Genomic DNA, 12,135 nt, shown 5'->3' on the forward strand with positions numbered 1-12,135 from the left:
GAAGAGGTGACGGTAGCGCAATCCGAGCAAGGTCGCATCGACGCGACGCGCCGAGAGGATTAACGTGTACGAAGCAGTACGAAATGGCCGCACAAAGGCCCTCGCACTCTTGACGAGTGCAGCGATAGCACTTCCACTGGGCATGATGTCGGTCGCCCCGGCACAGGCGGCAGAAGCGACGCTCGTCGGTTCAGGTGACGCGCTCATCTCAGCAGTTGAGGAGACTCCCGAGTTCAACGCTCTGGTCTTCTCAAAGACCGCCGCCTTCCGGCATGCGAACATCCCCACTGCGGTCGCTGCGATTGAGCAACTCGGCATCGACAACGGCTTCACAGTCGACGCTACTGAAGATGCGACTGCGTTCACCGACGAGAATCTCGAGCAATACGACGTTGTTGTCTGGGTATCGACGACCGGCGACGTTCTCGATACCACCCAACAGGCAGCATTCGAGCGCTACATCCAGGCAGGTGGTGGATACGCCGGCATACACGCGGCAAGCGACACTGAGTACACCTGGGAATGGTACGAAGGCCTTGTCGGTGCATATTTCGAAGGACACCCCGCGCAGCAGAACGGTGTGATCGAGGTTGAAGATCACGCTCACGAGTCGACCTCTCACCTCGGTGACACCTGGACCCGCTTCGACGAGTGGTACGACTTCCAGACCAACCCGCGCGACGACGTTCACGTCCTGCTCTCGTTGGACGAGTCGTCGTATAGCAACGGCGGCATGGGTGAGGACCACCCGATCGCGTGGTGCAACGTATACGACGGTGGACGATCCTGGTACACCGCAGGCGGACACACCAACGAGGCCTTCGCAGAGCCCGACTTCTTGACCCACGTTCTTGAGGGCGTGCGCACCGCGGCCGGCGTCGTTGACTCCGACTGCAGTGCTTCTCAATCAGACAGCTACGAGCTCGTCACCCTCGCCGACGACACCGGCAACCCGATGTCGCTCGAGGTCGCCCAAGACGGCACCGTGTTCTATGTCGAGCGCAATGGCCGAATCCAGCGGATCGACCCCGACACGCAGCAGCGCACCACCGCGCTGAACCTCAGCGTCACGCTGGGCAACGAAGACGGTTTGCTCGGCGCGGTGCTTGACCCCGACTTCGCTGAGAACGGGTGGATGTACGTCTACTGGTCGCCGTCCACCGTGTCGGACGAAGACGGTCCACACAACCGCATTTCGCGGTTCACTTACGACCCTGCGATCGACTCGTTCGACTCTGCGTCAGAGCAGACCCTGCTCAAGATCACCACGCAGCGGGACGAATGCTGCCACGCCGGTGGTGACATGGTCTTCGACCTGGATGGCAACCTCGTGCTTGCCACGGGTGACAACACCAACCCCTTCGCATCGAACGGTTTTACGCCGATTGACGAACGCGATGGGCGCTCATCGTGGGATGCCCAGCGCAGCTCGGGCAACACAAACGACCTTCGAGGAAAGGTCATCCGCATCACCCCGCAGGATGACGGCACGTACACGATTCCGGCGGGCAACCTGTTCGATGAGTCCGCTGACGCGAACGACCAGACACGTCCCGAGGTCTACGCGATGGGCTTCCGCAACCCGTTTCGCATCGGCCTCGACCCGTACAGCGGAAGCATCCTCGTCGCCGACTATGGCCCAGACTCAGGCAGCTCGAGCGACACCCGCGGACCTGCCGCGACCACTGAATGGAACATCGTTGACGAGCCGGGAAACTACGGCTGGCCTTACTGCACTGGTGAGACCTGCTATGTCGACTACGACTTTGCGACGTCGACATCTGGTGACCGGTTCGACCCGAACGCCATCATCAACGACAGCCCTGGCAACACCGGGCTGAGCCAACTCCCGCCAGTGATCACCCCCGAGTACTGGGGTGTGCGAAATGCGAGCGACAACCCGTTCCCCGAGATCGGAGCTGCCGGCTACACGGGAGCCCCGATGGGCGGACCCGCCTACGCGTATGACCCTGACCTGGACTCCGACACCAAGTGGCCTGAGTACTGGGATGGCAAAGCGTTCTTCGGTGACTGGAACCTCGGTGAGGCGTTCAGCGTCACGATGAACGAAGACACCACCGATGCTCCTTTGCACTCTGAGATCGTGGGCGTCACGCGCATGCTTCCCGGTATTCTCGACCCCGACCAGGGCTTCTACCGAGTTATGGACGCACAGTGGGGCCCCGATGGATCGCTGTATGTGATCGACTGGGGTCAGGGCTTCGGCGGCAACAACTCGAGCTCGGGCATCTACCGAATCGACTACGTCAAGGGCAACCCATCACCGATCGCTCGTGCGAGCGCTGACAAGACCAGCGGGTCGGAAGAAACTCTGACCGTGCAGTTCACGTCGGAAGGCTCGCGCCACCCGTCGGGCGAAGCGATCACCTATCTGTGGGACTTCGGTGACGGCAGCGCCACGACTGACGAGCCGAACCCCGAACACACCTACACCGGATATGGCGAGTACACCGCGTCGCTGACGGTGTCAGACGCTGAGGGACAGTTCGCGATCGCCTCAGTCAACTTGGTTGTCGGAAACGTCGAACCGACGGTGAACATCGTGTTCCCTGAGAACGGCGGATTCTTCGAGTGGGGCGACGAGGTCGCCTACCAGATCGTTGTTGATGACCCCGACGGCACTGGCGAAATCGACTGCTCTCAGGTCGAGGTGCTGCCGGCCTTGGGCCACGACTCTCATCAGCACCCGATGGGTCAACTCAGCGGCTGCGAGGGAAGCATCCCGACAGGTCGCGATGGTGGGCACGGCATTACCGAGAAGCTCTTCTGGGTTGTCGATGTGCGCTACACCGATGACGGTGGTGCCGCGGGCGTGCCGCTGACTGGCTATGGCACAAACCTGCTGACGCCCAAGTACCTCGAAGCGGAGTTCTTCGCAGAGTCCGCCAACCTGGACGGCAGCGACGGCGTGCGTACCGAAGACACCGGAGACGAAGGCGGCGGGTCGAACCTGTCATATGTCGACGTGGGTGACTGGTGGTCGTACGAGCCGATCAACTTCAAGGGCATTGACGCCGTGCGAGCCCGCTTGGCTGTACCTAACGGTTCAGGCAGCATCTCGATGCGTTGGAACGCCCCCGATGGTGAAGAGCTGGCAACCATTCCGTTCACCTCGACAGCTGGATGGCAGAACTACCAGTACTTCGACGTCGATCTGGCAGATCTGCCGACCGAGACGGGCACGCTCTACTTTGTGCTCACCGCTGGCAAGGTGAACGTCAACTACTTCGAGTGGGTGGGCGCTGGTGTCGACGCCAACGGTCTTCCGGTTATCACGCTCGACGCGGACCAGACCACTGGCAACGCACCGTTGACAGTCAACGCGACCGCGTCTGCCGTCGATCCTGAAGGTGGCGATGTCACGCTCGAGTGGAACGCAGGACTGGGCGACGGATTCGTCGCAGGCGATGGCGAGCAGCAGTTTGTCTACACCCAGGCCGGTCAGTACGTTCTGACGGTTCGCGCAACTGATGACACGGGCGCTACCAGCGAAGAGTCCCTCACGATCACTGCAGAGCAGCCAGCATTGGGCATGTGCTTCTCAGGGCGATCAGATGACTTCCTCGGTGACGCACTCGACACTGACCGGTGGGACAGCAACGTTCGCCTCAACCAAGAAGTGGTTGTCGAAGACGGGCACTTGGTCATCCCCGCGACGAAGACCGATATCAATGGGGCCGGCGGAGATGCGCCGAACATCATCCTGCAAGAACTGCCTGACGGCGCTTGGCAGGCGACCGCCAAGGTCACCTTCGAGGCTACGGCGCAGTACCAGCAGGCTGGCCTGATCGTCTACGGCGACGATGACAACTACGCCAAGATGGTGCTTCAAGCCCGAAACACCACCGGCACGCGCATCTTCCAGTTCATTCGGGAAGAGGCGGGCGTGACCAACGAGGTCGCAGCGTCCAACACTGGCAACCTTGGTTCGGAGTTCCCCGAGACCTACTTCGTACGGTTCACAAGTGACGGAACCAGCCTGAATGCGTGGTATTCGTCCGACGGCATCGACTTCACGATGATGTCGCAGACGAAGCAGCTGGCGGGCATCGAGAATCCGCGAATCGGCCTCGCCGCATTTGCAAACTCGAACTCGCCACGCGAGGTCGTCGACGCACAGTTCGACTGGTTCCACATCACTCCTGACGACACGGCAAGTGTTGCCACACCGAATGACGAATTCGATGGCGACTCGCTTGACACTTGCCGCTGGAGCGTCGTGGACCCCGAGCCCGAGGGATATCGCGTAGCGGACGGCTACCTCGAGATCGATACCACTGCGGAGGACATCTACACCAACGCCACGGGCGCCCCGAACTTCATCGTGCAAGAGCAGCCCGGTGATGAGTGGACGATCGAGACCAAGGTAGATGCCTCGGCTCTTGACCGCCGCTATCAGCAGGCAGGGTTGATCGCGCTCGGCGATGACGACAACTACGTGAAGATCGACCTCGTGTCGACCAACGCTGGTGGTTCGGCAGTCGTACGCAACCTAGAGATGCGAAGCGAAATCGACGGTGCTATCCAGACCCCGCAAGCTACTGTCAGCGGCTTGGCCACTGACGGAAACGTGTGGCTGCGCCTGTCGAGAGATGGCGACACGTTCAGCGGTTCGTACAGTACTGACGGCGACACCTGGATCGCGATGTCGGACACGATGTCGAACGCCGCCGCTGCGGATGGACAGGTCGGGGTCTACGCACTCGGCAATTCCAGCCAGGGCACTGTGTCGCGTACCGCGCGCTTTGACTACTTCCGGGTGGTTGAAGATGCGGTAGTCGAGCCTCTTGAGATCAGCTCGACCCTCACGCCTGCTGACCCCGATGGCACCGATGACTGGTACACCGAGCCCGTGACGGTGGAGGTAGACATCACCGGAGGCGGCGAGAGCAGCGTGTACCGCGAGGTGAATGTCAATGGCGCCGGATGGGTGGAATACACCGCCCCAATCGAGGTCGCCGATGATGGCGAGCACATCGTGCAGTACCGCGCATCGAGCCCCGAAGTCGACCCGGTCGACGGCGAAGTGACGTTCAAGATCGATGCAACGCCCCCCGCAGTCGAAGATTCGACAGACCTCGATGCGCGCCCACGCACGCTTGAGCTCACGGGCGAAGATGACACCAGTGGTGTCGCCTCGATCGAATACCGCATAGGTGATGGCGAGTGGACGCAATACGAATCAACCGTTGAGCTCAGCGATGATGCTCAGACGATCACATACCGCGCGACCGACTCCGCTGGCAACGTGTCAGATGGCGGTTCTCTGGAAGTGCCTGAGGTTGTCGCAGCGGATACCGAGCGTCCGGTGGTGGTGTTGGTGTCGCCTTCGACGGCTGGTCCGTTCTCGGAGCTCGACATTCAGGTGGATGCTGCAGACAATGCCGGGTTGAACCGTGTTGTCGCGAACATCTACAAGGACGGGTTCCTGGTCAAGAGCACGCAGTCTGCGGCGGATGGGGCGGTGGAGTTGTCTCATACGGCGACCGTGTCTTTGCCGGATGGTTCGTATTCGATGAAGTACAACGCGTCGGATGTGGCGGGGAATGTCTCGTCGACGGGTGTGGTGTCGTTCACGATTGATGCGACTGTTCCGACGGTGACGGTGAAGTCTGGTGATGAGTTCACGATCGGTGATGCGGCTTCGGGGTATGAGAAGTTGAGCCTGAAGTTGTTTGATGCGGGTCTGGTTGATCGGGTGGAGATCAATGGGACGGTGAAGGATCTCACTAACGCGAAGTGGTCGGATGTGAACGGTATTGTTCCGGGCACGTTTGGTGCGGTGTTGGGTGAGAACACTGTGGTCGTGTTCGATGTGGCGGGTAACGCTACCGAGTTGATGTTCACTCTGGTGGAGCCTGCTCCGGCAGCGCCGGTGTGGGATGCGAGCGTGGTGTACAACACCGGTGATGAGGTGTCGTTTAACGGGTCCACGTATGTGGCGCAGTGGTGGACGCGTAACGCGCAGCCGGATGCATCAACGACGGGTTCGTGGATGTTGCAGGGCGACCTGGTGCCGGCAGCAGGCACGGGTGTTCGTGAGTGGACCGCATCGTGGGTGTACACCGGTGGTGAGGTTGTTGCTCATAACGGTCACGTCTGGAAAGCGAAGTGGTGGACCCGCAACGCGACCCCCGGCGCGAGCGTCTGGCAAGACCTCGGCAGCTACTAAAATCTGAAAGACGGTGTCTAGCCGTGCAGCCGCAGCGCTGCACGGCTAGCCGCATTCGAGAATTCAACGGAGAATTTCCATGACTGTATCTCTGCTCGCAAGGCGCGTCGCGCTGGTGCTTGTTGCGGCGCTCATCATTTCGCTTGCTGTGCTTCCGGCGCGAGCAGTAGCGCATGGCGGGCCGTATGAACTCACGGTGGCTCATGACGGAGCAGGTGGCTTCACCGTTTCCGCGCGATACACGCGCGATGCGCACGTCGTAGAGGCAATCATGGACGCGGTCGTCACCGCTGTCGCGTCGGACGGCACGAAGGTGGGCCCGGTTGCGCTGGTTTCATCCAGCGAAGGCATCGGGCGTTGGGTGACGGAAGGGCCGATAGTCGGTGATGGTGACTGGACAGTCACCGCGAAGACAACCACGCCCCAGGTAGAGCATGCAGTCATCGAGGTAACAGTCGAACCCCTTGCACCTCCGGTTGCGATTGAATCGAACGAGGAGACCGTCGTGAGTGAAGAGCCGGCTCTAGCGGCATCGTCCGATGGCATTGGCAACAACGCGCTGCTCATCGTCGTGGTTCTCGGGGGCCTTCTCGTCGCAGGCGTCGTCGCGGTTGTGGTGATGGTTCAGCTGCGGAACAAGCGACGCTGAACGGCGGTGCCGTGCATCCCGGTGACGCGGCAATCGCTTCGCTGGTGAGAGGGCCCGGGCATCTGAAAACGGCGCCGGCTGCGAGAAGTTGATCTCGCAGCCGGCGCCGTTTGCTATGCGCTGCAGCTAGTCTCGAGCGCTGCGAGCAGCGAAGCGCTGCTGGAGGAGAACCGCCACCACGATAATGATTCCCTTCGCGACCGCTTGGACCGACGATGACAGATTGTTCTGTACGAAAACGTTCGACAGCGTTGCGAAGATCAGCACGCCGAACACAGTGCCGACGATCGTGCCGCGGCCGCCGATCAGCAGGGTTCCACCGACAACAACGGCGGCGATAGCGTCAAGCTCGTAAAGGGTGCCATGGGTTGATGTTCCTGCCGTTGTGCGACCGAGTATCATCACCGCCGCGATGCCAGCGCTGAGTCCCGCGATCGCGTAGAGCCACACTGTGTGGCGCTTGACGTTGATTCCCGCAAGGCGTGCGGCTTCGCGGTTTCCACCGATCGCTACCGTGCGACGGCCGAATGTGGTGCGGTTGAGCACGAGCCAGCCAGCGAGCGCCACCAGCGCGAACATCCAGATGAGGATGTCGACGCCGAGAAAGTCAGCGTTCATAAAGTTGATGAAATCGCGTGAATCTACGGTCAGTGTGCGTCGCTCGGCGAGAATCTCGGCCAGGCCGCGCGCGGCAACCAACATTGCGAGCGTCGCCATGAACGCGACGACGTTGCCGTACGCAATCACGACTCCGTTGACAATTCCGGCCACGATGCCCACGGCGATCGCGACGACGACCATGAAGATCCAGTGCGTCTGGTCGACGAGGTGCTGCATCACGTCGAGCGTCGCGACCACCGATGCCAGCCCCATCACAGAACCAACCGACAGGTCGATGCCGCCGGAGATGATCACAAAGGTCATGCCGATGCTGATCACGCCGATGATAGAGGCCTGACGGAGAATCACGAGGATGTTGTTGACGCTTGTGAAGCTGTCGCCAGCGGTAATCGCGCCAGCTGCGAAGATGAGCACCAGCGCGACGATCAGCCCAATATTGCGGCCGGTAGAACTGCCGAGGAACTTTCGCCAGATCGGTGTGGCCTCAGTGGTGGTGACTGTGGTGGTGGTTGCCGTGTCGGTGGCCTCCACGCCTGGGGGGGTCTGCTGACTCACGCGGCAGTTCCTTTCATAACGAGGTCGAGCACTCCGTGCTCGTCGATCTGTGAAGCGGGGATAGTGTCCAACACGCGCCCTTCGGCGACGACTAAGACGTTGTCGGCGAGCCCGAGAACCTCATCGATCTCGCTCGAGATGATGACGATCGCATTGCCGGCGGCAGCTAGACGGCGGATGAGTGCGTAGATTTCGGTACGCGCGCCGACGTCGACGCCGCGTGTGGGTTCATCAAGCAACAGCACTTCGGTGCCGTGAACCAGCCACCGGGCGAGCAGAATCTTCTGCTGGTTTCCGCCTGAGAGAGTAATCGCGGCGCGATCAGGGTCGGCGGGACGCAGATCCAGCGCTTCGATCTGGTCGCGCGCAACTTTGCGCTCCGAGTTCTCTCGCAGCCAGCCACCCTTCGCGAACCTGCTGATAGATGACAACGTCACGTTTACATAGATTGGCTGTTCGAGGACGAGCCCCTGGCTCTTGCGTTCTTCCGGAGAAAGGCCGATTCCGGCATTGACTGCGGCGACTACCGATCCGCGCTTGAGCTGTTTGCCTGCCACGTGCACGGAGCCAGACGTTGCGCGTCTCGCTCCGTAGATGGTCTCGACGATTTCAGATCGCCCCGATCCAACGAGACCCGCGAGGCCGACGATCTCGCCCGCTCGGACGTTGAACGAGACGTCTTCGAAGCATCCTTCGAGCGCGAGGTCGCGCACTTCTAGCACGACGGGAGCGTCCGGAGCGATCGGTGTTGCTGGCGGAAAGACATTCTCGACCGTGCGCCCGGTCATCAGCCGAATGAGCTCTGTCGTCGGGGTATCTCCGACAGGGAGCGACGTAGCAGTCGTGCGCCCATCTTTGATCACGGTGATGCGATCGCCGATTTCACGGATTTCTTCGAGACGGTGCGTGATGTAGACGACAGCGATTCCGGCGGACGTGAGTTCCCTCACCACGCCGAACAGATTCTCGACCTCTTCGCTGTCGAGCACAGCTGAAGGTTCATCCATGATGATGAGTTTGACGTCGTGCGAGAGCGCGCGGGCCATGCTTACGATCTGCTTGTTGGCAGCGCTCAGCGTTCCCACTTCGGTGTTCGGAGACAGTGAGCTGTGGCCGAGCCGCTTCATCAGTTCCTTCGCCATTCGATTCGCTTGGCTGCGTTTGGTGAAACCAGCGCGTTGTAGCTCGTGACCGAGGAAGATGTTCTCGGCCACCGTCAGCCCATCGACGACGTCGAGTTCCTGATACATCGTCGCGATACCGAGGCCCAGTGCTGCCAGTGGTGATGAGATTTCAGTCTTTTCGCCCAGCCAGACAATCTCACCGCCCGAGGGCTGATGAACCCCAGCGAGAGTCTTGATGATTGTGGACTTTCCAGCGCCATTCTGGCCAAGGATGCAATGCACTTCCCCGGCCCGCACTTCGAGGTCCACATGTTTCAGAGCGCGCACGCCTGCGAAGGACTTCGATAGCCCTCGGACGTTGAGGACTACCTCGTGGTCGACTTTGATCATTCCCGCAACATAACAGATCCATGGCGCCGTTGCACCTGAATTTTGAGGTTGTTGCCGCGTCGTTACGCCGTTCTCGGCAAGATCGTGATTGCGCGGAAAATGCTGGACGGGACCGTTCGACTGGTGTTATGTTGTGGCGAACGCCAATTTGACTTGAGTTGTTCTCGACGGCTCGCTGGCGACACAGCACCATATTCATGCAACATTGCATCACCTCAAAGGAGAGATTCATGGCAATCAAGAGTTCACTCACGCGGCGAATGGTTTGGGGCGCGACTGCGTCAGTCGCTGCGATCGCGCTACTCGCGGGTTGTACCGGATCCACCACCGAAGAAGATTCGGTCGTCGATCAGGGAACGACCACCGAAGAGAATGCCGAGACCGGCGACACCGTGACGATCGGCTTCTCGGGTCCTGCCGCAGACCACGGTTGGCTCGGCGCTATCAACTCTGGTGCAATCGCAGCTGCTGACAGCTATTCGGACGTCGAGCTGCAGCTCGCAGAAGGAACCAACGACGTCACGGCTCAGATCGCCGCCGTCGAGACGTTCATCAACGATGGTGTCGACGCGATCGTGCTGCTGCCGAGTGATGGAGCAGCTTTGACAGAAGTCGCCATCAAGGCGATGCACGCCGGCATTCCGGTGATCAACGTCGATCGCGAGTTCTCGAGCCCGTTCGCCGCGCGCACCACGGTGCTCGGCGACAACTACGGCATGGGCGTCAGCGCTGGCACGTACATCTGCGAGCAGCTGGCCGACACCCCCGACGCAGTGGTCGCTGAGATCGCCGGAATCGACTCGCTTCCGCTGACGCAGGATCGTTCAGAAGGTTTCGCTGCGGCCCTCGATGACTGTGGCCTCGAGGTCTCAGCTCGCGTCGCTGCAGACTTTACGGTTCAGGGCGGCGAAACCGTCACCTCGCAGTTGCTCTCGGCCAACCCTGAGATCGATGCTATTTGGAACCACGATGACGACCAGGGCATTGGCGTTCTCGCGGCAATCAACTCTGCTGGTCGCGACGAGTTCTTCATGGTCGGCGGTGCCGGTTCGCGCGACGCGATGGAGCTCATTGAGGCTGACGACTCGGTCTTGAAGGCGACCATCATCTACCCCTCGACGCAGGCTGCTGATGGTATTGCGCTTGCCCGTCTGATCGCACAGGGTAAGACCATGAGTGACCTGATCACGCCGAGCGTGCCGAACCGTATCGTGCTCGACGCGCCTGTCGTAACCCAGGAGAACGTCGACCAGTACATCGACCTGGCGTTCGCTTCCTAACCCGATCGTGACGGGGGGCTCCGGGCGCCTGGAGCCCCCCGTCACTCAGCCCTCTCGGCATGCCGAGACAACACCCCGACCCTCAATGGAGAGAAACGTGACCGAACGACTTCGCGTCGCCATGATTGGCTATGGCTTCATGGGTGCCGCCCATTCCCAAGGATGGCGCGTCGCGCCTAAGTTCTTCGATCTGCCCGCGGAGCCCGAGATGGCCGTGCTGGTTGGACGCAACGCTGAGGCTGCCCACGAGGCCGCCGCAAAGTGGGGCTGGGGTGAAGTCGCAACTGACTGGCGTGAGGTCATCAAGCGCGAAGACATCGACATCATTGACATTGTGACTCCCGGCGATTCGCATGCGGAGATCGCGATCGCCGCGCTCGAGGCAGGCAAGCACGTGATGTGCGAAAAGCCGCTGGCGAACACGGTTGCCGAAGCAGAGGCAATGCGGGATGCCGCTGAACGCGCCGCCGCGAACGGAGTGCGCTCGATGGTCGGTTTCACCTACCGACGTGTTCCAGCCACGACATTCGCCCGTCAACTTGTCGCCGAGGGGCGTTTGGGAGAGATTCGTCAGATTCGCGCGGCCTATCGTCAAGATTGGCTGATGGATGCTGAGGGTCCTATGACGTGGCGGCTCCAAAAGGACCGCGCAGGCTCCGGCTCATTGGGAGACATTGGCGCGCACGCGGTCGACCTTGCTGAGTACATCACTGGTCTGCACCTTGAGAAGGTTTCTGGACTACTTGAAACTGTCGTGAAGGAGCGGCCACTGCTCGGTGAAGGCATCGGGTTATCTGGCACAGCGTCCAGCGAGCGCGGCATAGTCGATGTCGATGATGTTGCCCTGTTCTCTGGGCGATTCACGGCTGCCGATGGGGCCTTTTCTGCGATTGGCAGCTTTGAGGCGACCCGCTTCGCGACTGGCCGTAAGAATGCGCTCACGATTGAGGTCTCTGGCTCGCGCGGCGCGTTGGCGTTCGATCTAGAGCGACTCAACGAGCTGCAGTTTTACGATGCGACACTCCCCGCCACTGAGCAGGGGTTCCGCACGATTCTCGTCACCGAGAGTGACCACCCATATCTCGCGCCGTGGTGGCCCGCGGGCCACATGCTCGGCTATGAGCACGGCTTCTCGCACCAGGTCGTTGACTTCGTCACCGCCGTGAGCGAGCGCACTGCGCCTTCGCCGTCGTTTGCAGACGGCCTGCACGTTCAGCGCGTGCTCGATGCCGTGGAGCGCAGCTCTGATGAGTCTGGCTGTTGGACCCCGGTCGGCTGATCGCCGGCTTTACCCCTGTCACTGATTCGACGACGAAAGGCAAA

General features: G+C 60.9%; 6 protein-coding genes. 4 read left to right on the forward strand and 2 right to left on the reverse strand.

Annotated elements, in window-relative coordinates:
• The first annotated feature begins 64 nt into the window (after window positions 1–64).
• Together AB0O81_RS10015 and AB0O81_RS10020 are read left to right on the forward strand one after the other, a co-directional pair.
• The gene (locus AB0O81_RS10015) at window positions 65–6,193 is read left to right on the forward strand and encodes a ThuA domain-containing protein (RefSeq protein ID WP_363583789.1); all 6,129 of its coding nucleotides are present in this window, start codon (window positions 65–67) and stop codon (window positions 6,191–6,193) included.
• Between the two features lie 79 nt (window positions 6,194–6,272).
• Window positions 6,273–6,842 carry a hypothetical protein gene (locus AB0O81_RS10020; protein ID WP_363583791.1) on the forward strand — a complete coding sequence of 190 codons (570 nt, stop codon included), beginning with the start codon at window positions 6,273–6,275 and terminating at the stop codon, window positions 6,840–6,842.
• 126 nt (window positions 6,843–6,968) lie between these two features.
• Here the strand turns inward: AB0O81_RS10020 and AB0O81_RS10025 are convergent, their stop codons facing one another.
• Together AB0O81_RS10025 and AB0O81_RS10030 are read right to left on the reverse strand one after the other, a co-directional pair.
• Complete coding sequence (locus AB0O81_RS10025) at window positions 6,969–8,018, reverse strand: ABC transporter permease (protein ID WP_363583793.1); 1,050 nt, start codon at window positions 8,016–8,018, stop codon at window positions 6,969–6,971.
• Window positions 8,015–9,532, reverse strand: a complete 1,518-nt coding sequence (locus AB0O81_RS10030; RefSeq protein ID WP_363583795.1) for a sugar ABC transporter ATP-binding protein — start codon at window positions 9,530–9,532, stop codon at window positions 8,015–8,017. Before AB0O81_RS10030 ends, AB0O81_RS10025 begins: the two co-directional genes overlap by 4 nt.
• Window positions 9,533–9,762: 230 nt before the next feature.
• Here AB0O81_RS10030 and AB0O81_RS10035 point away from each other — a divergent pair, with 230 nt between their 5' ends.
• Complete coding sequence (locus AB0O81_RS10035) at window positions 9,763–10,812, forward strand: substrate-binding domain-containing protein (RefSeq protein ID WP_363583797.1); 1,050 nt, start codon at window positions 9,763–9,765, stop codon at window positions 10,810–10,812.
• A 121-nt stretch (window positions 10,813–10,933) separates the two neighbouring features.
• A complete protein-coding gene (locus AB0O81_RS10040) occupies window positions 10,934–12,091 on the forward strand; it encodes a Gfo/Idh/MocA family oxidoreductase (protein WP_363583951.1) in 1,158 nt (385 codons plus the stop codon).
• The last annotated feature ends 44 nt before the right edge of the window (window positions 12,092–12,135 follow it).

Origin of the sequence: Microbacterium sp. NPDC076911, from assembly GCF_040687125.1 — a bacterium.
Lineage (GTDB): Bacteria > Actinomycetota > Actinomycetes > Actinomycetales > Microbacteriaceae > Microbacterium.